Origin of the sequence: Spartinivicinus marinus, from assembly GCF_026309355.1 — a bacterium.
Classification (GTDB): domain Bacteria; phylum Pseudomonadota; class Gammaproteobacteria; order Pseudomonadales; family Zooshikellaceae; genus Spartinivicinus; species Spartinivicinus marinus.
The window spans coordinates 2933099-2958623 of sequence record NZ_JAPJZK010000001.1; the positions used below are offsets into that span (position 1 = coordinate 2933099).

Consider the following 25525-nt stretch of genomic DNA (forward strand, 5'->3'; position numbering starts at 1 on the left):
ATTAATAGAGGGAAAATTCCTGACCAATGGGTACTGTTCGGTATATAATTCTCTGGCGTAGGTTATCCATAACCATAATACTACTTACCAGTAGCTTTTATATGAAAGTGTTGCGAAACATATCATTATCTATAAATGGTGGAGCTTATTGCTCCAGGAGTGTTGTATGGCTGATCGGCAAGCCACTGTAGAACGAAATACCTTAGAAACTCAAATAAAAATCACTATCAATTTGGATGGTACAGGACAAGCTCAGTTCGAAACGGGAGTGCCCTTTCTAGATCATATGCTAGACCAAATTGCACGGCATGGTTTGATTGATATTGATGTTAAAGCCAAAGGCGACCTGCATATAGATGCCCACCATACAGTTGAAGATATTGGTATTACACTGGGACAGGCTTTTCATCAAGCAATAGGAGACAAAAAAGGTATTCAACGGTACGGCCATGCTTATGTTCCTCTTGATGAAGCCTTATCCCGGGTGGTTGTGGATTTTTCTGGTCGGCCTGGATTAGAGTTTCATGTGCCATTTACGCGCGGGATGATTGGCCAATTTGATGTTGATCTCTTCCATGAGTTTTTCCAGGGTTTTGTTAACCACGCTTTAGTGACGCTACATGTGGATAATTTGCGAGGCAAAAATGCTCATCACCAGGCAGAAACTGTATTTAAAGCATTTGGCAGAGCACTACGCATGGCGGTGACATCTGACCCACGAATGCAAGGGATAACACCATCAACCAAAGGCTGTTTATAAAAAGGCCTATTTAAGAGGAATCGGTTGAGTGAACAAAGTTATCGTCGTCGATTATGGTATGGGTAACTTGCATTCTGTTGCAAAAGCCTTGGAAGCAGTAGCAAACCCAAATGTACAAGTAACTGTAAGTAGTGATCCACAACAGATCAAGGCGGCTGATCGAGTTGTATTTCCTGGTGTAGGAGCAATACGAGACTGCCGGGCTGCACTCCATCAAGCGGGCATTGATCAGGTAATTACAGAGCTCTTTACAAATAAACCAATTCTAGCCATCTGTGTTGGTATGCAAATGCTGTTTGATTACAGCGAGGAAAATGATGGTGTAGATTGTTTAGGCTTGTTGCCAGGTCGAGTGAAATTCTTTGGCCGGGAGCTAACTGATAGCAGTGGTGAAAAGTTAAAGGTACCCCACATGGGTTGGAATCAGGTTGAACAAATAGAGCACCCATTGTGGCAAAACATTTCTCAAAGTAGTCGGTTTTATTTTGTCCATAGTTATTATGTAAAAGCAGATAATGCTGCTGTTGTGAAAGGTCGCTGTGAATATGGGCATTTAATAGATGTCGCTGTAGCGCAAGATAATTTATTTGCTGTGCAATTTCACCCAGAAAAAAGTGCTCAAGCCGGCTTGCAGTTGCTAGCTAATTTTATGGCTTGGAATGGTGAAGGTTAACTACGAAAGGTATACATAAGCTAATGTTAATTATTCCAGCTATTGATTTAAAAGATGGTGCCTGTGTTCGACTGCGTCAAGGTGATATGGAAGATGCTACCGTGTTTTCTGAAGACCCGGTAGCAATGGCTAGCCATTGGGTAGAGCAAGGTGGGCGCCGGCTACATCTAGTTGACTTAAATGGCGCTTTTGAAGGTGAGCCTGTCAATGGTGAAATTGTTAAACAGATTGCTAAGGTTCATCCTAAACTGCCTATTCAAATAGGTGGCGGCATCCGTAATCTAACCACTATAGAGCATTACCTGAATGCTGGAGTGAGCTATGTGATTATTGGTACTCAAGCGGTGAAGCAACCAGCGTTTGTGAAAGAGGCATGTAAAGCATTCCCTGGTCATATCATTGTTGGTTTGGATGCAAAAGATGGCAAAGTAGCTACTGATGGTTGGGCACAAATATCAGATATTGAAGTAACTGAATTAGCTGGTCAGTTTGAAGGTAATGGAGTCAGTGCCATTGTATACACGGATATTGCTAGAGATGGCATGATGCAAGGGGTGAATGTTATCAGCACTCACGCATTGGCCAAAGCGATTAATATTCCTGTAATTGCTTCGGGTGGTATCACAAATATAGAAGATATTAAAGCCCTACAAGCTGTAGCTAAGGATGGTATTGAGGGAGCTATCACTGGCCGAGCTATTTATGAAGGAAGCTTAAATGTGGCTGAAGCTCAGCAGTATTGTGATCAAAACAGCTAAAGAAAAATAGCCAAAGTGAATGGTTTTTAGGGGCGGCCGTCGAGCGATGAGGCCCCATGAGTTTATGTATTTTATAAATGATTGGGGCGAAGACAGCTTATTGCTCCTGCATAAACTGCATTCACACCATCCTTGGTGCTTAGTGACGACAACAAACCCTAAAAATTATTCGAGAAGGGTATAAAGCCGTGAGGTAAAAAATGGGATTAGCCAAACGAATTATTCCTTGCCTGGATGTAGAAAATGGCCGGGTAGTAAAGGGTGTTCAGTTTGTTGATATTCGTGATGCGGGTGACCCGGTAGAGGTGGCCAAACGATACAATGAACAGGGGGCGGATGAATTAACTTTTCTGGACATCACGGCCAGCCATGAAGAACGAGATACCACCATTCATACGGTAGAAAAAATTGCCAGCGAAGTGTTTATCCCATTAACAGTTGGAGGTGGTATCCGTAGCTTGCAAGATATTAGAAACTTGCTTAATGCTGGTGCAGATAAAGTCAGCATTAACACAACTGCTGTATTTAACCCAGAATTTGTTGCTGAGGCATCAGCTAAGTTTGGTGCCCAATGTATCGTTATAGCGATTGATGCAAAAAAAGTAAGCAAACCTGGTGAGCCAGAAAAATGGGAAGTATTTACCCATGGTGGTAGAAAGCCGACAGGATTAGATGCTATCGAATGGGCCAGAAAAATGGAACAGTATGGTGCGGGTGAAATTCTCTTAACCAGTATGGACCAGGATGGGGTTAAAAATGGTTATGACATAGGAGTAACTCATGCAATTAGTGATGCACTAATAATTCCAGTGATTGCATCTGGTGGCGCAGGCAATTTAGATCACTTAGTTGACGGTATCAAACTTGGTAAAGCTGATGCTGTATTGGCTGCTAGTATTTTTCATTTTGGTGAATATACAATTCCACAAGCTAAGCAGTACCTTAGTGAGCAGGGAATAGAAATGCGCTTATAGGGAGCCTATATATACCACTTTATTTTTACACCTAAAAATGATTCGTGATAGGTATAGATTAGGTAAAGTGAATACTTGTTTTTTAATGAAAGGCCATTTGTATGGTCTTTTTTTATGACCAAAGAAAATGTAAGTACTTAATTTTTACTATTACTGTATCTCATTTATTTTATATTAATAGATACTGTTTCATAAAATGAAATTCTGGCGTACTCTTTAATTACTCTTGAAGAAGTTGTTCATGAAGGACAGAGTGATGGGCAAACCGTTTCATCACTCACAAAGCGAGCGTTTTTTTGCGGTAACTTTGTTACCGCTTTTTTTATTGAAATTTTTAATAGTTAATACCATGCAACAATTGTATTCTGTTTCTGGTGATTAAAAAAGCCAGGACAGCAGAGCCTGGCAAAAGGGGCGGAGTATCCCTGACCCAACAATAAAAAATATTTTTTTTACATTAAGTCTAGTAAGTCATCTTTTAGTAACTGAGTATTGATAATTGTGCCTCTGTCAAAAGGCGTTTGAAAAATAGACGGAAACCATAAGTTATTATCCAATATAGGGATTAGCTCACCCAATACAGTTTTTATATTAAACTGTATTGGGTTAAAATTCTGCCATTGTTTTACAGCACAAATAGTGGTAAAAGCTTCGTTGGGCCAAAGAGGAAAAATATGATAACCGTTGGATTGTTCGATAGCCCAATTTTCTCTAAATAAAGCCCAAACTTGATTTGTGCTAACTGCTTCTTCAAAAAAGTAACAATAACGCTTTAAGCGAGGCCAAGTGATAATAGTGGCAAGGTCGTCGGACAATGGAGACTGCATTTTATTAACCCCATTAATTGTTATTAGTAAAATATAAATAAGAATAAAAAAAATTAGGGGCAATAATGCCCCTTAATCCAGAGGTACATTCCTCTTCTATAGATACACTCTACACAAGTTGAGAACAGGATAAATAAACGAACCCCAATGCAGGGCTCAGTAGTACGACAGGAAGTGTCAAGAACGGTAACTCTAACAATTAGCGCAGCTGTCTAACGAAGTGAGTTATTAGTCATGCTGGAGCCTATATTGAATGGAGACAGTACCACTTGACCGCTTCCACTGTCGTATGTCTACTATAAATTGGTATGGTGATATTTCTCAACAAATAAAGTTTATGAATTTTACTCATAAACTTTATTTGATTAATTTAAAGCCTTGCTTGTTGGGAAGAATAGTATTTGATGGCAACTCTGTGTTTAAGAAAAATAAATAATTCATGTGATGGGTTTTTGGTGTTGATAGAGAACTAAGATGAAAGCAGTTTGCTTTATAGAGTAGGTGGGGTGGGTTAGAAGCTGAAGCTTTAAGAGCGTAGCACTTCAATATGATAATAATCGTCTGATTGATGACTGTTTAACATGAAGTGCTACGACAAAGTTAAAAACTAAATAATATTTGGCTCTATATGGATTCCTGGGGGAGTTATTAGTATAACTCCCCCAGGAATCCATATAGAGCCTATCCTTTTATGTGCTTGATGAAACAGTACAACAGAAGTGTGTGAATTTGAAATAAATCGTTACTGTGAGTTATATAGTTTACGTCTTGCTGCTTCCAGTTTATCTGTGATTGACTCCACCTCTGTTGTTTTTAGAAATTCTGCAAATAATTGGTTAGCCACATCTACCATGGGCTTGGGTGCATCCCTATCAAAAAACTGGGTTATTCCTTTAGCTTGATCGAGTAGATCTTTCCCTTTTTTGATAAGTACTTGATCACTTACTTTTGCACCTAAACGAGGTGGTAGAAATTTCATTTTTTGATTTAGAGTAGTTTGCACATCAGGTTGGGCAACCATTATTAAGAATTGTTCTGCCAGTTTTAGATTTTTGGTATTATGAGGAATGGTAAAGACATCTGTAGGGGCTTCCTCATACTGGGGAATTGACGGATTAATTTCTGGAAAAGGAAAAAAATCAAGATCGTTGATCAGATTTTTTGATGCTTTGCTGGTGATAAAATGACCCATTAACATCATAGTTGCACTTTCTCGGTTGATTTCTGGCAAAACCTCATACCAGTCGTACTCTTCAGGTAATGGGTTAAAACATTTATTTTCAATCAACTCCTTCCAGTGAATAAATACTTGCTTAACTCGTTTATCTTTATACGAAATAGCTCCGGCTAACAGCGCTTGATGAAATTCTATGCCATTAAGCCTTAAGTTAATATAGTCAAACCAGGACTCGGCTGGCCATAAGTACTTGTTACCCAAGACGATTGGTGTTTTTTGTTTTTCTCTTATTTTTTTACATAATGAAATAAGTTCACTCCAGTTGGCTGGTGGGGTAATATTTAATTTCTTGAAAGTGGATTTTTTATAATAAACTGCCCAATGATAATAGCTAAATGGTACAGCATAAAACTCATTATTAAGCTTTACCAGATTTTGCATGCCTAGAGAAAATGCATTGTTCCATTTTTGTTGTTGCCACAGTGAGGTTATGGGTTTTAGATAATCTTCTCTCACTAGCTTAAACAAACGTTCACCTGCTTGCCAATATAAAACATCTACCCCTTTCTCGGCAGATAACCATTCAGCTAATTTTTTTTTGTAATTGGCATCAGATTCTGTATGTAACCTTACTTTTACTCCAGGGTGGCGGCGTTGAAACTCAGTGGCTAAATACCGAAATGCAGAGCCCATAGGTCCGCCTAAGTTCAGTACAGAGACATCTAAATAGACTTTAGGAGGTTGCGCGGTAACATTAAAGGCTACCCCCAAAATTAAAAGAGAAATACTTTTAGACCACATACTATTAGTTAACAACAAACGCATTACTACAATATTAGCAGCGAATATCTCATGTTTAGGGCACCTCTAATAATTGTTGGCCCTTTATGCTTCCTACGTCTTCAATCTTTTGCGGTGTTGAGACGGTTAATGGCTGTCAGAACCTTTTGCAGTTATTGCTTGGGAGTAGCGACGAGCTTTGATAGGCTAGTCTATAGAGGTTAGGATTTGAGCACAGCTTGCAGTAAGTATACCCTAAGTGAATGGTATCACCTCTTAACGAAAGGTTGCTTGTAGAAGCACAGCCTACTTTCTGATTCAATTAACATTTGATGTGGCTAGCTAATGAGTAGTACTGAGAATATCTTGACAAAAGCGGCGGCTGATAAACAACGCAAGCCTACTGGTAAAATTCGCCAACAAAATGAGCAGCTGATTATCGATGCCGCTGAAATTGAGTTTGTAAACCATGGCTTTAAAGGGGCTTCAGTAAGGAAGATTGCAGAACGTGCTGGACTACCAAAAGCAAATGTTCACTATTACTTTAAAAGTAAGATAGACCTCTATGGTGCTGTATTGCATAACATCATTGAGCTATGGAATTCTGCTTTTAACGATATTAAGCCAGATGATGATCCTGCTGAGGCGTTAGCAGCTTATATTCATTCAAAGGTTATGTACTCTAAAACAAACCCTCTGGCATCTAGAATTTTTGCTAGTGAAATTATTCATGGTGCTCCTTTTTTAAGCCGATATATTGAAACTGACTTTGAAAACTGGGTAGCAGAGAAGGCGAATGTCATAAAGGCATGGATAGCACAAGGCAAAATGGACCCAGTTGATCCTTACCATTTGTTGTTTTTAATTTGGGCTTCCACTCAGCACTATGCTGACTTTGGTGAGCAAGTGAAAGCTGTATTAGGTAAAGAGAACTTAGCAGATGAAGACTACCAACAGGCAGCTGAGCAAATTACCCAAATTATTCTCAAGGGTTGTGGTATCAAGCGTTAGTCTAAGTACGGCTGGAATGTTGGCTAGCGCTTGAAACGCCAGAATTAGAGGTTCTACTTCGGTGTTCTGGAAGTATTTACACCGGGTGATATTCGAGCTATGCTCGTTACAGTTTGTCTTTGTGGTCAGGTTTTTGATGTGAGATCAACATAGCCCAGATTTTTGGTTGGGCTATCAGGCGGCTAGAGCGCTGGATACTGGCTAAGTATAGTACAAACTAACCTCTTGTTATTAGCAAAACCAAGCCATGGGCTTGGTTTTTGTGCGTATAGTGCAGTGTTTTATGCACTTTGCAGTAGTGCTGAGGTTACGGGGAGTTACTGTTTCAGCAGTTTTTGGTAGCGTGCTGCCAGCCCCGAAAAGACATCTTTTTAGCAAGAACCTAAGAGAAAGAGTCTATGTCAGACACTATTACCGCTGTTCGTGCAGCTTTGCTGCACTTCACTGCAGACCCTGCCAGTGCAGGTGATCAGGCTTATCAATATTATCCTGATGGACTGTTAATTATAAAAAATGGGTATATTGATAACGCTGGACCAGCAGAACAAATGTTGCCACTGTTGCCAGAGTCTGTATCAATTAATCACTATCCCAACTGCTTAATAACGCCTGGGTTTATCGACACCCATATTCATTACCCTCAAACGGGAATGATTGCCTCTTATGGTGAGCAGCTGCTTGATTGGCTGGAAAAATATACATTTCCCGCAGAAAAGGCTTTTGCTGACCCATCGCATGCAGAGGAAGTAGCAGAAGTATTTCTAAATGAGCTATTACGCAATGGCACTACCACTGCTTTAGTCTTTGGTACAGTTCACCCCGAGTCGGTAGATGCATTTTTTAGCCAAGCACAGCGCCGCTGTTTACGGATGATTGCTGGTAAAGTGATGATGGATCGTCAAGCGCCAGAGTATTTGTTGGATACGCCAGAGTCGAGCTACCAGCAATCTAAAACATTGATCGAGCGCTGGCATCAGCAAGATCGATTGCTTTATGCAGTAACACCGCGCTTTGCTATTACCTCAAGTAAAGAGCAGTTGGCGAAGGCTGGGCAACTGCTACAAGAATTTCCAGATGTTTATTTGCATACTCACTTATCTGAAAATACTGATGAGATTGAGTTAATTAAACAGCTGTTTCCAGATGCCAAAGACTATTTGGATGTCTATGATACACATCAACTGTTGGGTAGTCGGTCTGTTTTTGCTCATGGCGTTCATCTTTGTGATCACCAATGCCAGCGGTTGGCAGAAACTGGGTCTGCTTTGTCCTTTTGTCCTTCTTCCAATTTATTTTTAGGCAGTGGGCTGTTTGATCTAGCAAAAATGGAAAAATATGGTGTTAAGGTAGGGATGGGCACTGATGTAGGTGGTGGAACCAGTTTTTCATTGTTGCAAACACTGGGGGATGGATATAAAGTCAACCAGTTAAAAGGGCAACAACTGTCACCCTTAAAGTCATTTTATTTAGCTACCCTGGGTGGAGCAAAAGCACTTAACCTTGACAGTAAAATTGGTAATTTTACCAAGGGTAAAGAAGCTGATTTTGTAGTATTGGATTATCAAGCAACTCCATTGATCAAATATCGCTTACAGCATACGACAGATATAGCTGAAAAATTATTTGTGCTAACAACATTGGGGGATGATCGAGCAGTAGCTGCTACTTATATTATGGGGCAGTTAGCTTATCAGCGTTAAAATATACATTGTTAATTTTTGATATAAAAAAGCCGCTAACTTTATTAAGCTAGCGGCTTTTTATTTATTTAACGGCTTTATTAGCAATACTTAGGCCTTTAAGAAGGCTTAGCGCTTGCTGTAGCTGGTTATCACTTTCTAGCTGCTTATCCACTTTCTTTGCTTTGAGAGCATTTGGTTTATCTTTTAAATCATTACCATTATTTAAATGCCCTTGCAGATCAGCTTCTTTATAAGTGACGCCTTGATCAAGCTTAGTGACTTTGGCTCTATCAACAGTGATATCTGGCTCGATACCTTGAGCCTGAATAGAACGACCATTAGGGGTGTAATACAGAGCTGTAGTTAACTTTAATGCTCGCTGGTTATTAAGGGGTAATACTGTTTGTACGGAGCCTTTACCAAAACTATCGGTTCCCATAATGATAGCGCGTTTATGGTCTTGTAAAGCGCCTGCAACAATTTCTGAAGCAGAAGCAGAGCCGCTGTTGATTAATACAACAACAGGCACGCCATTGGATGGGTCTTTTTCATCTGCTTTAAAACGCAGTTCAGAGTTTGGAATACGACCTTTCGTGTAAACAATGACGCCTTTTTTCAGGAAAGCATCAGAAACATCCACTGCTGCCTGTAATACACCACCTGGGTTGTTTCTTAGGTCTAATATCAGTCCGTTCAGTTTACCTTTATTGGCTTTGGCTAGTTTTTTAATTGCACTAACCACTTCATCGCCAGAATCGATTTGGAACTGGGTTATTCGAATATAGCCATAACCTTCATCAAGTGCTTTGGATTTGACGCTTTGTACCTTAATGATGTCGCGCTTGATCACAATATCAAATGGCTTGCTGCTACCTTCACGTACGATAGTTAATGTAATTGGTTCGCCAGGCTTGCCACGCATCATTTCGACAGCTTCGTTTAGGCCCATGCCTTTTACTGGCTTTTGGTCAAGCTTGATGATTAGGTCTCCAGCTTCTACTCCAGCACGTTGTGCAGGTGTATCGTCGATAGGGGCAATGACTTTGACAAATCCGTTCTCCATACCAACCTCAATGCCTAGCCCGCCAAACTCACCAGTGGTGTTGATTTGCAGGTCTTCAAAGTCTTTGGGATCGAGGTAAGCAGAGTGGGGGTCTAGCCCGGTTAGCATACCTTTGATGGCATTTTCTAGAAGGGTTTTGTCATCAACATTCTCAACGTAAGCCACTTTGATACGGTCAAATACTTCTGCAAAGGTGCGAAGTTCTTGTAATGGCAAGCGACCTTTTAAGGGCTGATTTGGCTCGGCTTCGGCAAACGCTAGGCTACTAACAAGGGCAGTCACTGCGAAAGCGAGATGACGAACTGAAGGGGAAAACTTTAAGCGTTTGCTGATCATTAAAAACTCTCGATTGAATAGCTCTCTATTAAGGTATTTATATCCTATGAGATGCGGTAAAACCACTGTCCTGGTAACATCCTCTGTTTAGGCCCTCGCAATTCGTGATCTCTATCTGCTAATTTGTTGCTGGGTTACTTTATCGACATCGACGGGCAACTATCTTCCCGCAACGATCCACCCGCTTGGGTTTTGTGGTTGACCTTTGTGTCTTATCTCAAAGTAAAGCCCGGTTTCATTATTTCCGCCTGTATTGCCAGCTGTTGCAATTGCTTCACCTGCTTTTACCCATTCGCCTGTTTCTTTTAATAGCGTTTGATTATGAGCGTACAGTGACATATAGCCACCGCCATGATCCACAATAATTAACAGCCCTGACCCTCTCAGCCAATCTGAGAACACGACCCTGCCATGGTGTACAGCCGATACTGGAGAGCCTTCATTACTTTGAATAAATAGACCCTGCCACTTTAATTTAGTTTGTTTTTTCAAACTACCATAGCGGTTTGTCACTTTTCCTTGGATTGGCCAGGGGAGTTTGCCCCGTTGTTTATAAAAAGGGGTGCCTGGTAGAGGCAGTGGTGTTATTGTTTTTGCTAAGGTTTTGAGGACTTGTTCTAACTCTGACCGCTCTTTCTGCTGTGAGGCCAGTGTTTGGTCTTTAGCTGCCAGTTCTTGCTCAAGCTGTTTGAGTAATAAGCGTCTTTTTGCTTTCTGAGTTGTAAGTGCCTGCTGCTGTTTAGCTAAAGCAAGCTGCTGCTGGGTTAGTTTGGTGTTGGTTGCTTCAATCTGTTGACTAACCTGAGTTAACGACTGGATGGTTTGATTAAACTCGGTCACTTTTTGCTGACGGGCCTGAGCAAGATAGCCAAGATACTTCTGGGTGCGTGCAACATCGGTAGGCTGCTGCTGGTTCAGCAACATTTTTATATTAGAGTTTTGACCTGTATACAGTGCCAGTAACATCGTTTGTTCTAACTGTTGTTGTTGCTGACGCTTGGCAACACTGAGCTGGTGCTGCCTAGTATGGAGCTTTTTTAATTGTTGCTGGCCCTCCTGCAACCGGCTTTCAATTTCCTGCACTTTTTTATGAAGCCGTTCCATTTCCTGCTCACTTGTTTGCAACGATTGTTGTACGTTAGAGCGTTGTTGTTGGATTTTTTTGAGTAGCTGTTGGGTTTTTTTAATTTCAGCTTGCAATTGTTTTAACTGTTTTTCTTTTTCTTGTAATTCTGGGTTAGCCCAGCTAACGCTGCTGTTAAGTAAAGCAGTGCCACTTATTAAACAAATACAAATAGGTTTATAAAGTTGTTTTGTCAAAGAAAAGATAAATTTCAACATTGATTACAACACTTGTAGTTGGAAACATTTCAAGAAACACACCAGAAGGTGTTTTTTTAAGTATGCCTGGTAATTGGAGATGTCGCAAAGAAACTTCATGAAAACCAAAAACCCAACTTATAAATTGGGTTTTTAGATAAAGAAACAGTGGATTAATTCCGCAAGTTTTTTAACTTGTTTTTTGGCTTATGAGGGAGTAAGTATTTGTGATGAAACTAGTTTGCTTGCTCCACTAATACTTTTCCTGTCATTTCTTCTGGAATGGGTAGTTCCATTAAGCTAAGTATTGTAGGGGCAATATCTGACAGAATACCGCGATCTTTAATCTTAATCGCTTTGGGTCCAGCATAGACTAGTGGTACAGGTTCACAAGTATGGGCTGTATGGGCCTGCCCCGTTTCTTCATTACTCATTTGTTCGACATTGCCATGGTCAGCGGTAATTAAACATTGACCATTAACTTGTTCTAACGCTTTAAGAATCCGGCCAATACACTCATCAAGACATTCAACCGCTTTCACTGCGGCATCAAAAACACCGGTATGGCCTACCATATCGCCATTGGCATAATTGCATACCACTAAGTCGTATTTTCCACTGATAATTGCTTCAACTAACTTATCAGTGACTTCGGGGGCACTCATTTCAGGTTTTAGGTCATATGTGGCTACATCGGGTGAGTTAACCAAAATGCGAGTTTCGCCCTTATAAGGAGTTTCTTCGCCGCCACTGAAGAAAAAGGTTACATGGGCATATTTTTCTGTTTCTGCAATTCGTAACTGAGTTTTGCTAAGTGATGCCAAATATTCGCCGAGGGTGTTTTTTAATGATGCAGGCGGAAATGCGCAAGGTGCAGGAATATCAGCAGCATACTGAGTGAGCATAACAAAACCCGCTAGATTAGGCCGGCTAATACGTTCAAAGCCACTAAAGCTGTCTTCTACGAATGCACGTGTTAGCTGTCTAGCGCGGTCTGCACGAAAGTTCATAAACACAACTGCATCACCATCGCCAATAACGGTAGGCTTCTGATTTGCAGGAGTAACGATGGTTGCCTTAACAAACTCGTCATTTTCACTTCTAGCATAAGCTGCTTGCAAACCAGTAACTGGGTCCTCTGCAGAAAAATCGCCAGTACCTAAGGTAAGCATGTTATAAGCAGCGGCAACTCGGTCCCAACGGTTGTCGCGATCCATAGCGAAGTAGCGGCCAATCAAGCTGGCAATTCGGCCTACACCTAGGTCTGAAAGTTTGGCTTCGATGCGTTTTAGTGATGTTTCAGCACTTCGTGGAGGCGTGTCACGACCATCTAAAAATGCATGTACATAAACGGCTTGAGCACCACGCTGAGCAGCTAGGTCAATCATGGCTAAAATATGGTCTTCATGACTATGTACTCCGCCGGGAGATAACAAGCCTAGAATATGAACGGCTTTGTTTTCAGTAATGGCTTTGTCTACAGCTTCTGTCAGGGTTGGGTTGGTAAAAAAAGAGGCATCTGCAATGGCCTTAGTGATGCGTGTGAAGTCTTGATACACAACCCGACCTGCCCCTAAGTTCATATGGCCAACTTCTGAGTTGCCCATTTGGCCATCAGGCAATCCCACATCTATCCCAGAGCCTGAAATCAAACTGTGAGGATTTTGTTCCCAGAGCTTATCCCAAACAGGCGTTTCAGCGGCTGCAATAGCATTGGACTCTGATGTTTCGCTATAGCCAAAACCATCAAGGATAAGTAATGCGGTAGTACGTCGTTGGTTACTCATATGGATTCGTGCTGCTCATAGTAAATGGTACAAAAAGCGGGTAGAGAGATATTAGCGAGATTCTAAAGGGAGGTCTATTAAGCCTGTGATCCTAGACACTTTGTCCGATCTAAAGCACTGATAGTAGGTGAAGCATGAAGGTTGATAATCTAACTGTTTAGCCTGGTAGTTGAAACCTGTATACTTGCCACCCTTATTTAATCGCAAGGTCTGAATACAAATGGAGAAATTGATAGAGTTTGTTGTCAACCATCCATACTTGGTTACTGCATTTTTAGCTCTACTAGCGGCTTTAATTTATACCGAAGGGCGTAAAGCAGGTGCAACAATAAACACCAGCCAGCTAACTTCTGCAGTAAACAACAAAGATGCAATAGTGGTAGATGTCCGAGATGGTAAGGAATTTCAAGCGGGGCATATTGTTAATGCTATCAATATTCCATCTACCAAGTTTGCTGAACGGATGAAAGAGCTAGAAAAGCACAAGGACAAGCCCATTATTATCGTTGATAAAATGGGACAACAAGGTAGTGCCGCTGGTAAAGCGTTGAAAGCTGCTGGCTTTGAGCAAGTGCTTAGGTTGCAAGGTGGTATGCAAACCTGGACAAGTGAAAACCTGCCTGTAATAAAGTAATGTCTGGGTTTTGTTAGTGAATATGTGTTGCTGAGGAAGTGAAAGAAAGATGAGTAACATAACCATTTACAGCTCAGCTTATTGCCCTTTTTGCATCCGGGCGCTGCGCTTATTGGATAGCAAGCAAGTGCCTTATCAACTGGTTAGTGTGGATGGTAAACCGGCGGTACGTAGGAAAATGGCTGAAAAAGCAGGGCGTACCTCAGTACCACAAATTTGGATTGGTAAGCGGCATGTGGGTGGTTGTGATGAGCTGTATGCCTTAGAACGTGAAGGTAAGCTTGATCCTCTGATTGCTGAAACCCATTAGCACTATATCTCTATACAAGGTACCTCTAAAAATCACTCGTGCAGGCTATAGTAACCAACAAGTGACGTCTTTATTTTGCGACATCAACATCGATTAGTGCTATGGTTGCTGTCACAGGCCAACCTGGTGATGCATGACGAAGTGCGTCAGCTGAGTTAGTATTGCTGACCTGCTTAGAGTATTAAATGACATAAATTAATTAAGGAATTACATAAATGGCTGAAAATCAACAAAATCAGGCAGCTGGCGAAGAGAACCAACCTCAGTTTGCATTACAGCGGATCTATGTGAAGGACCTTTCATTTGAGTCGCCCAAAGCGCCTGAGATATTCACGAAAGAATGGCAGCCACAGGTTAACTTAGATCTGAATACCCAGAACACTCAACTTGAAGAAGGGGTATTTGAGGTAGTTTTATCTCTAACAGTAACTGTTACTAACAATGAAGAAACAGCATTTGTTGTTGAAGTGCAACAAGCTGGCGTCTTTTTAGTAAAAGGCTTAGATGACGCTTCATTGCATCAAACCTTGGGTGCTTTTTGCCCTAATATTTTGTTCCCTTATGCTCGTGAGTGTATTGATAGCTTGGTCTTACGTGGCAGCTTCCCTCCAATTATGTTGGCGCCAGTTAATTTTGATGCGCTATATGCTCAAGCTCTGCAACAACGTGAACAACAGCAGCAGCCAGAAACTATTCAATAAGCTGTCATATTCTTTTTATAAGTATTTGTTTGTTATTGAATTAAACCAAAAAAGGGCCTTAGCCCCTTTTTTGGTTGTAGCTCAGTTTGTCAGTGATATATTATTCCCCACCTTTAAATCCTAGTTGCCGCCAGCTTTCATAAATCATCACTGCAGCACAGTTAGATAAGTTCATACTACGGCTGTTGGGCTTCATGGGTAGTCGTATAATATGTTCGGGTTTTACCTCATTTTGTAAAACATTACTGGGTAGTCCACGGGTTTCTGGGCCAAATAATAATGCATCATTAGGCTCATATTGAGCTGAGGTATGGAGGGTAGAGCCTTTAGTGCTAATAGCAAATAAGCGGTTATAGTTAACCGATTGACAGAATGCAGAGAGAGATTCGTGTACTGCCACTTTTGCAAACTCTGAATAATCCAAGCCTGCTCGACGTAGTTTTTTATCATCTAAATCAAACCCTAAAGGTTCTATTAAATGCAACTGATAACCAGTATTCGCACATAGGCGGATGATATTGCCTGTATTAGGAGGAATTTCAGGCTCAAATAGCACAATATGGAGCATAGAGGTCAATACTCAAAAGCTGGGGTTTTATTTAAAGGTATTATACCGCTTCTATTTCAGCATGTAATGTGTCAGGAAATAGACCAAACATATAAGAATCGCGTGGTTGGCCTGAAGTTCTACTGCGATGACGTAACCTGCCTTCAAATTGACCTCCCACCTTTTTAGCCGTTTTAATACTGGCGTGATTATCAATATCAACAACAATTTCTACTCGAATCAAATTAAGCTCTTCAAAGCAAAACTGGGCAGCAGCAGTAATTATTTCAGAGGCATAACCTTGTTTTAGGTGACTAGCGTTAACCCAATAGCTTAGATTAGCAAAACCATGGGGAAAGTTAATACCGCTGATTCTAGCTTCACCAATATATTCTTGGTTTTTTTTGCCAATAAAAGCAAAGTTGAACTCTGTCTTAAGTTGTTGTTGAGCAATACAGAATTCAACCCACTCTTTGTTAGTGGCTGCAGAGTAATTAGGGTTGCACCAATATAACCATTTACCAACAAGAGGTGCTGACTGCTGAATAGCAGAAAGTCGTTGGTCAACTAAAGATAAGTTGAGTGGTACTCCTGTCAGGCGTTTGGTATTAAGCTGTTTAAACATATAAATTTGCTTTACACTTCTCTATAAAAAGATCGTCATTTTACTGACATAAAAAAGTGGCTCAATATCAATAATAATTAATTTTAATAGTACGTTCGTAATAAGTGTAAGCAGCTTAAACTTTACGACAGTTAAGGAAGGATGGTTAAAGGAAAGTTATAATGAAATTAACAGTGAAACGGATTATCTGTAAGTACTTACTTTCTGGTTGGTGTTTTATTCCAATGATAACTATTGCTCAACCAGTTATATCAGATAACTGGTTTGAAGCTGGTCAGCAAGCGGTAGCAAAAGCAGTTCACCAACAACCAAATACTTCAATTGCTCGCAATGTTATTTTGTTTGTTGGTGATGGTATGGGCATATCAACAGTCACAGCTGCCAGAATTCTAGATGGCCAATTAAAGGGTAAAACAGGAGAAGAGAACTTATTAGCATTTGAAAGGTTGCCTTATGTTGGTTTATCAAAAACCTATAATACCAATCAACAAACGGCTGATTCAGCAGGAACAATGACTGCTATGATGACAGGGGTAAAAACCCTAGCAGGTGTTATTTCAGTTAATCAACAAGTGGCGCGTGGTGATTGTGAGACAGCTAAAAGAAATAAAGTAATGACTTTATTGGAGCAAGCTGAGCAAGCAGAAATGGCTACAGGTATTGTGACAACAGCTCGAATTACTCATGCAACACCTGCTGCTACTTATGCCCATAGCCCTGAACGGGGGTGGGAGGATGATGACGATATGCCTTCGTCCGCAAAGCGAGCTGGTTGTAAAGATATTGCTAGGCAGTTAATTGAGTTCCCGTATGGTAATGGGTTGGAAGTAGCATTAGGAGGCGGACGCAGAAGCTTTTTGCCAGATAACCAGGTTGATCCTGAAGAACCAAATAAAACTGGGGCACGAGAAGATGGACGGAATTTAACTGTTGAATGGTTAACGAAATATAATAATGCCCAGTATGTTTGGAATGAGCAACAGTTTATGTCTATTAAGGCGGCAAATGTCGATCATTTATTAGGGTTATTCAATCGCTCGCACATGGCTTTTGAAGCAGATAGAAATGATGATAAAGGAGGAGAGCCATCGTTATCAGAAATGACTGCTAAAGCCATTGAAATTTTACAAAAAAATGAGAATGGCTTTTTTCTAATGGTTGAAGGAGGGCGAATCGACCATGGACATCATGCAGGAAATGCCTACCGCGCATTGCATGACACAATTGAATTTTCAAAAGCGGTTGCTACAGCCATTAAAATGACTGACGCACGTGAAACTTTGGTAATTGTTACCGCTGATCATAGCCATGTTTTTACCATGGGAGGTTATCCTACACGAGGCAATCCAATTTTAGGTAAAGTTGTTGGTAATAATAGCAAAGGGCAGCCTAATAAATCGCCTACTCTAGCCGCAGATGGATTACCCTATACAACATTAGGATATTACAGTGGCCAGGGTGCTGCTAACGATCAATCTGGGCAGCGTCAACCTGGTCGAATGAATATTGTTAATGTTAATACTAAATCGAAAAACTATTTTCAGGAGGTGCTGTTGCCAATGTCCTCAGAAACCCATGGTGGTGAAGATGTAGCTATATATGCTTCAGGCCCTTGGGCGCATTTATTTCATGGTGTCCATGAGCAAAATTATATTTACCATGTAATGGCTCATGCAGCTAAGTTGAATGACCAACAGACAGCTCAACAACAGCAGTCTCGTTAAATACTTATCCTGTGCTGCCCTCCTGCTCTGAGGAATATCCCCCTCTTTGGGGGACGAAAAAGCGAGTGGATATGGGGTAGCAGGTTATTCCATATCAAACACTAAACTTACGTTATATTTTTTGCGACAGCTAGAATATTCTACATAAATTTATAAAAGCTAAAAATAACTTTTGTTTAAAACGTCGTGTATCTGAATATATAATTAAAACGATACAGTTCTTCAAGCGCACTCTTTAAATAATAACGAAGGATTCACTTTTCCTATCGCTATTTGACAAATGTCTTCTATATTGGAAAAATCATCTAATAAATTTTTTGCATATATGCAAACATCTTTGACTAAGGCGACGACAGGAATTAATGATAGAATATAGTCGACGTTAGTTTTTAGCTGGTTAAATTGCTTTTGTAATCGGTTGCTTACTCCTTGCAAGTGGTCTGTTATTTCATCAAATAAATAACTTAGCTTTCTTTTTAACGTTTTATCAGGCAAACAGATACCCACTATACGGTATTTGGTAATAATCGTTCTACATAGTGGGCAAAACTCTGCTTCTAGCATCTGTACCAACTCCTCTAGTAGTAAAAACTTCTCACTATTGACTTTGTTGCTTTTGGCTGCGCGTTCATAAAGAGTAACAACTTCTCGGCAGGCTTCTTTTATTTGATTAAAGTAATTGACCAGTTCCATGGTGACTCCCTCCAATATGTATGTGCCTACATGTAATTTGTTATTAATAATTATTTAGTATTCACCATTACTTGCTCAAATAAATACTGGTAGGTACAGAAAGTGTTTTGTGTATTGCTGACTTAGGTATAAGTATAATGGGTGCTTTTTGTTATATTTTTTTAATAAACGGGTTCTGCCAAGCTGTTCACATTAAAAAGTGAAAGACTTTGAGCTCACAGGTCATATGATAGAAATGTCTGTGGTTTGATGAAATATACACGTTTGTAGGCTTTTAGCTTTGTTGCAATTAAATAGGGTGGCTGTCATTTGCAGCCAGAGATTGCCGTCTTTGTTCACGTTGTAATTTGGCAATAAACCGATCGAGCTTTTTCTGAATAGGAGGTTCCATATTCATAAACCGTCCTCCCACTATAGTGTGAGTGATTGGCTTACGATTAAACTCTAAATGGGTAACAAAGAGCTTACTTTTAATATGCTCTTCATCTGTTGATTTAAAAATGCAATTACCAACAAGGCCATCTCGATGCAAGCCATCAGGAGGTGGACCCATTAATTTTAAACAGATACCACTGCTAGATAAGTCAATAATACGTCCAGAGGCTGTAACAGGCCCAAACCCTGTAAGGCTTACACGAATAAAGTCTTCAGCGGGAATACTTACTCTAAAGTTCAATCTTCTCTGCCCATGTTGCAAATCAATAGGCATTGAAAGGCGATAAGCAGGCATGTTGTCAAAGTTTTCATAGCCTAAAAAATTCGACTGAAAACGGGTACGAAAGCCTTGGTCATGGCAACTAATGTTTAATAAATTACCTGGCTCCAGTAATTTCTCTGGAGGATTAGGGTATAGCTCGTCAATTAATAAATAATTTTCTTCAGGGTATAATTGTAGAATTATACTTCGAAAATTTTGGTTAGTATCTACAGGTTGAACATCGATAAAACTGTGTTCCTGACATAGTTTAGATAGCACCTGTAGATTATTACCATCATATGAAGGAGCTTTTTCCTCTCGTTGTCTGCGAAGCCACTGAAACATTTTTATTACGCCTGTTTATGTTACATCGCTAGTCACCTTAAGCCTAGTTAGCTCTTATTGCTGCGGCAAGGTTATGTATATTTTATTTATCGGCAGCAATCTCTATAAGTGTATATACTAGTTAATAAAAATACGTCTGCTATGTAATGCCAGGGATAGGTAACGTCTTTGAATATTCTAATTGCTGAAGATACTCCCTCAATTAGACTGCTTTTAGCTAAAGTCGTTAGCAAAGCAGGGCATATTCCTTATTTGGCAGAAAATGGCTGTCAAGTTTTAGAGTTTATGCAATGTACAGCCATTGATATGGTCTTGATGGATATTAATATGCCCAAAATGGGCGGCTTGGAAACCACACGGCGAATTCGTGAAGAATATGACAGCTGGTTACCTATTATTTTCATTACCGCTAGCACAGATGATGATGAGTATGCAGAGGCATTGACGATAGGTGGTGATGGTATATTGGTTAAGCCTATTAAGCCCGCTTTGGTTTCTGCACAAGTTAAGGCAATGGAGCGTATTGTTCGTTCCCAGCAAGAACTGAATAAAATTAATGCCAAGCTGGAAGCAATGAGTAAGCAAGATGTACTTACAGGTGTTGCTAATCGGAGTGGGTTATATGAAGCAGTACAAAGAGAGTTAAAACGATCTAAGCGTCGAAAAAGCCCGTTATGCTTAATGATGATTGATGTAGACTATTTTAAGCAATATAACGATACCTACGGCCATTTGGCTGGTGATGAATGCTTGCAGCAAGTAGCTCAAACCGTAAAGCATCAATTAAAGCGCTCTGTAGACATGATTGCTCGTTTTGGTGGGGAAGAATTTGTAGTGTTGTTGCCTGATACAAACTTAGAGGGTGGCAGGCAAATAGGAGAAAACTTACTTAATGCTATTCGCCAGGTGAAGATTCCTCATGAAGGCAGCCCAATTGCAGAGTTTTTAACAGTAAGTGCTGGGTTGGTAGCTAATGAATGTGCCATTCAAGACTATCAGCTTAATGACCTACTCGACCAGGCAGATGCAGCCCTCTATAAAGCCAAAGCAAAGGGGCGAAACTGTTTGGTGAGTATGGCGGACAAGCTGAATAGCAAATCTCCTACAACACAAGCTGGCTTTTAGCCGATGAATCCTACTTATTGATACTTCATAATGAAGCCCACTTATGATGATCTGCATTACTTCAGCAAGGAACGTTGGGGTAGGTGGTCAAGGATGATCGGTGCAAGGACGCACCTCGCAAGGATTGCGCTAGTTAATTGAAAATGGATGTAACCAGTATTGTAAAGGAATCAAAGGAACTGGGTTAAGGATAAATTGAGCTAAGGATAGCTGAAAAGGAATTATCGGAAATTGACGCAAAGGAATCGCGTTGATGGTCTAAAGCTAAGGATGCTAAAGGAATTCATCAGATCAGGGAAGTAGGAGTTTGCTTGTAGGATCAAGCAAAGGGAATAGGTTAACGGAAGAACTGAACAGGAAGTTAACGCAATTGCACAAAGTTTTAGGATTATCAGTTAACAGGACGTTGACTACACATGGAACCTCAAAAAGCCCACTATTTGTGGGCTTTTTGCTTTAAGCCAGCTCAAAAAGCTCAGTTGCTTGAAAGTAGAAAAAGTAGAAAAAGTAGAAATAGAGGCAAGTAAAAACGGCTTTGAAAAGGCAAATGCCCTTGATTTTCACTTAACAAATAGTCGATATCGCACAGCACTTATAGATCATGGCTAGTGTTATTATCAAGAAAATCAATAATACTTGATAATAACAACGATGTTGAAGCCTGTTCCAAGCAAGGAAGCACCACAAAGGTCAAGGAAGACCTTAGCTTGTAAGGAATGGCTTATACTCATAGCCTCAAGGAAGAGGTAAAAGGAAAGCTGGAAGGAATCCAGCATCATGGACGATAACAAAAAGCCCACTCATGTAGTGGGCTTTTTGTTTGTAATATAGCTTTCGTGAGCCACTCTTAGGCTTAGGTAGCGCATAGTAGTAACAAGCGAGTCCTGAATAGTCCTTCGCGTTAGATATGCACGGAGGATATGGAATTTTCTGGCTGTTTAGCGCGCAATGGGTGAATAACTTAACTCGGTATGGCAAATATCCTACAAACCTTTGCTACTTTGCTGAATGACAAAGTAAGTAAGCAAAGGCAAAATGGCTATCAGATTCAGCGACGTAGCAAAGGAATCAAATGGATTAAAGCCATGGGATACTGAAAGGAATTCAGGCCCATTAGTATCAGGAAGATACAAGGACTGTCCTGAATAATAGGACTAGATGGAAGCTTTAAGTCAAAGGGAACTTGAATCAAGGATGGCAAGATTTTAAAAGCCTGCTTATTTTATAAGCAGGCTTTTTTCGTTGTATTGTATCTCTATAATCCATAAAAGCTATTCACGAAGGATATATTGACAGAGGTGTTTCGATTAACTATCATCACCATTCTTTTCTGCAGTGCCGGTATAGCTCAGCTGGTAGAGCAACTGACTTGTAATCAGTAGGTCCCGAGTTCGACTCTTGGTGCCGGCACCACATTCCCCCTTGCAAATAATCTAATGCTTCAGAATATAGAAATTTTTTGAATACAATTGATCTGTTGGGTTTTTATTCATATAGCCTCCAACATGGGGCTTAACCAGTCGCACTCTTACATAATGGTAAATTGGTGCAATAGGCATGTCTTTCGCTAAAATTGCTTCAGCCTGTTGATAGAATGGTGAAGGGTCTTTTGCTTTTTTTGCATTTAGCATTAACTCGTCATATTCTGGGTTGTTATATTTACCATCGTTGTTGCCGTGATTACTGATCATTACATCCAGCATAGAAGAGGCCTCGTTATAATCTGCAATCCATGCAGCTCTGGCTACATCAAAATTACCTTGTCGAGTAGTGCTTAGAAATGACTTCCATTCTTGATTATTAATCCTCACTTTAACCCCTAAATGCTTTTTCCACATGGAAGCAATAGCTAAAGCAATTTTTTTATGACCTTCACTAGTATTATAAATTAGTTCAAAAGAGAGTGGTTTATCCTTTGAAAAACCTGCCTCTTGGTAGAGCTTTTTCGCTATTTTTAAGCGTTCTTGCTGAGAAAGTTTTTCGTAAGGATTATCAGGTTTAATAAAACCATTAATGGTAGGTGGTGTAAAGCCAAAAGCTACTTGTTGGCCTTCACCTAGTACTTTATTAACAATGATATTCCTATCAATCGCCATTGAGAGCGCTTTTCGAATCTTTACATCATTAAATGGCTTACGTTTAGTATTAAAAACGTAATAGTATGTAGCTAAGTGAGGTTTAACTTTAAGCTCGTTAGGAGAGTCTTTTTTTAAACGTTGAAAAAAATCAGGTGGAATAGTACTGGTTAAGTCGAGTTCTCCTGCTTTATAGCGGTTTAACTCAGCATTGTTAGACTCGATAGGTAAGAAAACAACTTTATTAATAACTGTGCTTTGGTTGTCCCAATAGTATGGGTTACGCACAGCCTCAACCCGTTCATTGACTACCCACTTTGTTAGCTGATAAGCACCATTACTGACCATGTTACCTGGTTGAGTCCACTTATCTTGAAATTTTTCTACCGTTTTTTGATGGACTGGAAACATAGTGTAATGGGAAAGCATTTTTATAAAGTAGGGCTTGGGGTTGGCTAGTTTAATTTGTAAGGTATAATCATCTAACGCAGTTACCGCTAGTGTATATGGTTTCTTCCTGCCGGCCAAAATTTCTTTAGCATTAATAATATCTGCCATTTCTAAATACCAGGCATACTCTGAAGCTGTTACTGGGTTTACTGCTCGCTTGAGGCTATAAACAAAATCATGGGCAGTAACAGAGTCACCATTAGACCATTTTGCATTTTTTCTTAAGTGAAAAGTAAAGGTTTTATTGCTATCTGCTATATTCCAGCGGGTTGCAACGGCTGGAATAATGTCACCATGTTCATTCTGACTAACCAAGCCTTCAAATAAGTCACCTGTGATACTTCCCCCAACATTGCTTTGTACATGATGTGGGTCTAGGGATGTGGGCTCAGACCCGTTCCCCCTATACAATATTTGTTGTTTAGCCAGTTTAATCCCTTGTGGAACATCTGCTGCTTGAGAGAGGGAGTTAAACGAAAAGTTAAAGAAGATAAAGGTGGTTAAAATAAGAAAGAATTTTCTTATCATGGGTAGGCCTCATTTTTTATTATATTTATTGTATTTTTTATTTCCCTTAAAGAAGATCCATTTCTTTAAGGGTTGAATAGTTATTTTTTAGTAATATAAAGGTTTTTTGAGTATATGTTTTCTAGGGGATTGGCATTAGCATAACCACCTACATTTTGCTTAAGTAAAACATGACTTACATAGAAGTATATGGGCATAATTGGCATGTCTCTGGCGATAATCGCTTCAGCCTGCTGATAATACTTATTTGGATCTTTAGCTATAGAAGCCATATCTAGTAGCTTGTCGTACTCAGGGTTTGAATATTTTCCATCATTCATACCACTGGATGTGCCTAGTATACTTAACATAGTAGATGCTTCATTATAATCACCTATCCAGCCATAACGGGCGACGGTGAAATTACCTAGCCTTTTATTTTCTAGATAGGTTTTCCATTCTTGATTAACCAACTCTACAGTGACATGCTTTAGATTTTTTTTCCACATAGAGGCGGCAGCAAGTGCAATTTTTTTATGGGACTCTAATGTGTTATATAAAACTTCAAATTTTAATGGATTATCTTTATTTATTCCTGCTTCAGTTAAGAGTTTCTGAGCTTCTCTTACTCGTTCAGCTTGGGTCATTTTATTGTAAGGGTTTTCTGGTGCTTTAAAGCCGTCCACATACGGAGGAGTGAGTGAGAAGGTGGGTATTTGCCCCATACCGAGTAATTTATCTGTTATTATGCTTCGGTCAACTGCTAATGCTAAGGCTTTTCTTACTCTGACATCATCAAAAGGCTTTTTCTTGGTGTTAAACACATAAAAGTAGGTAGAGATCATCCCATGGACTTTCACTTCATCTGGAATGGTTTTTTGTAAAACTTTAAAGTGGTCTTCAGGTATAGTGTGAGTTAAGTGCATTTCACCTGCTTTGTAGCGGTTGAGCTCAGAATTAGATGACTCAATAGGCAGATAAGCAACATGTTCAATAACAGTTTTATTATTATTCCAATAATATTTATTTCTAACTGACTCCATACGCTCGTTAACTATCCATTTGGTTAATTTATATGGGCCATTAGTTACTATATTTTCAGGTTGAGTCCATTTTTCGCCAAACTTTTCTACCGTTTTTTGGTGTACGGGGTATGTTGTGTAGTGAGCAAGAGTTTTAATAAAATATGGAAGTGGTTTAGCTAAAGTGATTTCGAGGGTTTTAGGATCAATGGCTTTAACCCCTAACTCAAAAGGTTTGGCTTCACCTTTAATCACTTTGGAGGCATTTTTTACACCCATTAACTCTATATACCAGGCATAATTGGAAGCTAGCTTTGGATCGACTGCTCGACGGAACGCAAACACAAAGTCATAAGTGGTTACTGGATCACCATTTGACCATTTCGCACTGTCACGTAGCTTAAAAGTGTAGACTAATTTATCTTTGCTGACTGTCCAGGACTCTGCTTGACCAGGTATTACTTTACCATATCTGTCTTCTGTCATTAATCCTTCAAATAAGTCCCTTACAACATATCCGCCAGGACTACCGGCTACTTTTTGCGGGTCTAATGAGCCAGGCTCAGCACCAATACCTCGAATGAGTGTTTGGTTTTTTGCAAGCTCGACACCTGCTGGTACTTCTGCTGCTATTGAGGGGAAGCTAAGTCCAGCCCCTGCTGTGATAACTACTGTAGTTATAGCCGTTGCTATTAATTTAGGTATTGTGTTTAGTTTCACAGGGTCTACTCTCCTAATGGTAATTTTGGTTAAGCCATTTTTATTTATTTTTCGACTATTCAGTCGTTTTTAATCAAGTAAAAGCTTGGTAAGCAGTGTTTCGCTTACAGATTCAAACTACTTAAAAACTGTTGTAGAAGCAATAGCTGGTTGATTAGTGACATCACACAGTTGCCAGTCACTTGAGTGCAGGTCAACATCT

At 40.0% G+C, this 25525-nt stretch carries 23 protein-coding genes and 1 tRNA gene; 13 read left to right on the forward strand and 11 right to left on the reverse strand.

Going from position 1 to position 25525, the window contains the following annotated elements; genetic code table 11:
• Positions 1–166 precede the first annotated feature (166 nt).
• The 4 genes from hisB to hisF all read left to right on the forward strand — a co-directional run bounded on the left by hisB (position 167) and on the right by hisF (position 3165).
• Positions 167–760, forward strand: coding sequence for an imidazoleglycerol-phosphate dehydratase HisB (hisB, locus tag OQE68_RS13190; RefSeq protein WP_180568140.1), 594 nt, complete (start codon positions 167–169; stop codon positions 758–760).
• A gap of 28 nt (positions 761–788) precedes the next feature.
• A complete protein-coding gene (gene hisH, locus OQE68_RS13195) occupies positions 789–1433 on the forward strand; it encodes an imidazole glycerol phosphate synthase subunit HisH (RefSeq protein ID WP_180568139.1) in 645 nt (214 codons plus the stop codon).
• A 23-nt stretch (positions 1434–1456) separates the two neighbouring features.
• Positions 1457–2191, forward strand: a complete 735-nt coding sequence (gene hisA, locus OQE68_RS13200) for a 1-(5-phosphoribosyl)-5-[(5-phosphoribosylamino)methylideneamino]imidazole-4-carboxamide isomerase (protein WP_180568138.1) — start codon at positions 1457–1459, stop codon at positions 2189–2191.
• 200 nt (positions 2192–2391) lie between these two features.
• The gene (hisF, locus tag OQE68_RS13205; RefSeq protein ID WP_180568137.1) at positions 2392–3165 is read left to right on the forward strand and encodes an imidazole glycerol phosphate synthase subunit HisF; all 774 of its coding nucleotides are present in this window, start codon (positions 2392–2394) and stop codon (positions 3163–3165) included.
• A gap of 452 nt (positions 3166–3617) precedes the next feature.
• Here hisF and OQE68_RS13210 read toward each other — a convergent pair whose 3' ends face one another.
• Both OQE68_RS13210 and OQE68_RS13215 read right to left on the reverse strand, forming a co-directional pair.
• Positions 3618–3992, reverse strand: coding sequence for a DUF2750 domain-containing protein (locus tag OQE68_RS13210; protein WP_180568136.1), 375 nt, complete (start codon positions 3990–3992; stop codon positions 3618–3620).
• A 742-nt stretch (positions 3993–4734) separates the two neighbouring features.
• Entirely contained in the window at positions 4735–5970 is a 1236-nt protein-coding gene (locus OQE68_RS13215; RefSeq protein WP_180568135.1) for an ABC transporter substrate-binding protein, read from the reverse strand.
• A gap of 324 nt (positions 5971–6294) precedes the next feature.
• Between OQE68_RS13215 and OQE68_RS13220 the strand changes: the two genes are divergently transcribed.
• Both OQE68_RS13220 and guaD read left to right on the forward strand, forming a co-directional pair.
• Positions 6295–6960 (forward strand): TetR/AcrR family transcriptional regulator, encoded by a 666-nt coding sequence (locus tag OQE68_RS13220; protein ID WP_180568134.1) that lies wholly within the window; start codon positions 6295–6297, stop codon positions 6958–6960.
• A gap of 398 nt (positions 6961–7358) precedes the next feature.
• Positions 7359–8660 carry a guanine deaminase gene (guaD, locus tag OQE68_RS13225; protein WP_180568133.1) on the forward strand — a complete coding sequence of 434 codons (1302 nt, stop codon included), beginning with the start codon at positions 7359–7361 and terminating at the stop codon, positions 8658–8660.
• Positions 8661–8724: 64 nt separating this feature from the next.
• Here guaD and OQE68_RS13230 read toward each other — a convergent pair whose 3' ends face one another.
• From OQE68_RS13230 to gpmM, 3 genes are all read right to left on the reverse strand, one after another.
• Entirely contained in the window at positions 8725–10041 is a 1317-nt protein-coding gene (locus tag OQE68_RS13230; protein WP_180568132.1) for a S41 family peptidase, read from the reverse strand.
• A 159-nt stretch (positions 10042–10200) separates the two neighbouring features.
• Positions 10201–11382, reverse strand: coding sequence for a murein hydrolase activator EnvC family protein (locus OQE68_RS13235; RefSeq protein WP_180568131.1), 1182 nt, complete (start codon positions 11380–11382; stop codon positions 10201–10203).
• A 215-nt stretch (positions 11383–11597) separates the two neighbouring features.
• Positions 11598–13148 (reverse strand): 2,3-bisphosphoglycerate-independent phosphoglycerate mutase, encoded by a 1551-nt coding sequence (gene gpmM, locus OQE68_RS13240; protein WP_180568130.1) that lies wholly within the window; start codon positions 13146–13148, stop codon positions 11598–11600.
• Positions 13149–13368: 220 nt separating this feature from the next.
• On the opposite strand from gpmM, the gene OQE68_RS13245 reads away from it, so the two are divergent.
• From OQE68_RS13245 to secB, 3 genes are all read left to right on the forward strand, one after another.
• On the forward strand, positions 13369–13782 hold the full coding sequence (locus tag OQE68_RS13245) for a rhodanese-like domain-containing protein (protein WP_180568129.1): 414 nt from the start codon (positions 13369–13371) through the stop codon (positions 13780–13782).
• Between the two features lie 49 nt (positions 13783–13831).
• Positions 13832–14092, forward strand: a complete 261-nt coding sequence (grxC, locus tag OQE68_RS13250; protein WP_180568128.1) for a glutaredoxin 3 — start codon at positions 13832–13834, stop codon at positions 14090–14092.
• Positions 14093–14307: 215 nt separating this feature from the next.
• Positions 14308–14793, forward strand: coding sequence for a protein-export chaperone SecB (gene secB / locus OQE68_RS13255; RefSeq protein WP_180568127.1), 486 nt, complete (start codon positions 14308–14310; stop codon positions 14791–14793).
• 100 nt (positions 14794–14893) lie between these two features.
• Here secB and trmL read toward each other — a convergent pair whose 3' ends face one another.
• Positions 14894–15361 (reverse strand): tRNA (uridine(34)/cytosine(34)/5-carboxymethylaminomethyluridine(34)-2'-O)-methyltransferase TrmL, encoded by a 468-nt coding sequence (trmL, locus tag OQE68_RS13260; RefSeq protein WP_180568126.1) that lies wholly within the window; start codon positions 15359–15361, stop codon positions 14894–14896.
• 40 nt (positions 15362–15401) lie between these two features.
• Positions 15402–15965 carry a GNAT family N-acetyltransferase gene (locus OQE68_RS13265; protein WP_180568125.1) on the reverse strand — a complete coding sequence of 188 codons (564 nt, stop codon included), beginning with the start codon at positions 15963–15965 and terminating at the stop codon, positions 15402–15404.
• A 161-nt stretch (positions 15966–16126) separates the two neighbouring features.
• Between OQE68_RS13265 and OQE68_RS13270 the strand changes: the two genes are divergently transcribed.
• Positions 16127–17689, forward strand: a complete 1563-nt coding sequence (locus tag OQE68_RS13270) for an alkaline phosphatase family protein (RefSeq protein ID WP_180568124.1) — start codon at positions 16127–16129, stop codon at positions 17687–17689.
• Between the two features lie 222 nt (positions 17690–17911).
• Here the strand turns inward: OQE68_RS13270 and OQE68_RS13275 are convergent, their stop codons facing one another.
• Together OQE68_RS13275 and OQE68_RS13280 are read right to left on the reverse strand one after the other, a co-directional pair.
• A complete protein-coding gene (locus OQE68_RS13275) occupies positions 17912–18382 on the reverse strand; it encodes a hypothetical protein (RefSeq protein WP_180568123.1) in 471 nt (156 codons plus the stop codon).
• Positions 18383–18671: 289 nt separating this feature from the next.
• The gene (locus tag OQE68_RS13280; protein WP_180568122.1) at positions 18672–19424 is read right to left on the reverse strand and encodes a flagellar brake protein; all 753 of its coding nucleotides are present in this window, start codon (positions 19422–19424) and stop codon (positions 18672–18674) included.
• Positions 19425–19592: 168 nt separating this feature from the next.
• On the opposite strand from OQE68_RS13280, the gene OQE68_RS13285 reads away from it, so the two are divergent.
• The 3 genes from OQE68_RS13285 (at position 19593) to OQE68_RS13295 (ending at position 21962) form a co-directional block, all read left to right on the forward strand.
• A complete protein-coding gene (locus OQE68_RS13285; protein ID WP_180568121.1) occupies positions 19593–20549 on the forward strand; it encodes a GGDEF domain-containing response regulator in 957 nt (318 codons plus the stop codon).
• Positions 20550–21032: 483 nt separating this feature from the next.
• Positions 21033–21158: a hypothetical protein gene (locus tag OQE68_RS13290; RefSeq protein WP_255490834.1), complete on the forward strand. Its 126-nt coding sequence runs from the start codon at positions 21033–21035 to the stop codon at positions 21156–21158.
• 728 nt (positions 21159–21886) lie between these two features.
• Positions 21887–21962, forward strand: a tRNA-Thr gene (locus OQE68_RS13295).
• Positions 21963–21982: 20 nt separating this feature from the next.
• On the opposite strand, the gene OQE68_RS13300 is transcribed toward OQE68_RS13295, so the two are convergent.
• On the reverse strand, positions 21983–23602 hold the full coding sequence (locus tag OQE68_RS13300) for an ABC transporter substrate-binding protein (protein WP_180568120.1): 1620 nt from the start codon (positions 23600–23602) through the stop codon (positions 21983–21985).
• 80 nt (positions 23603–23682) lie between these two features.
• Positions 23683–25323 carry a peptide ABC transporter substrate-binding protein gene (locus OQE68_RS13305; RefSeq protein WP_180568119.1) on the reverse strand — a complete coding sequence of 547 codons (1641 nt, stop codon included), beginning with the start codon at positions 25321–25323 and terminating at the stop codon, positions 23683–23685.
• Positions 25324–25525: the final 202 nt, after the last annotated feature.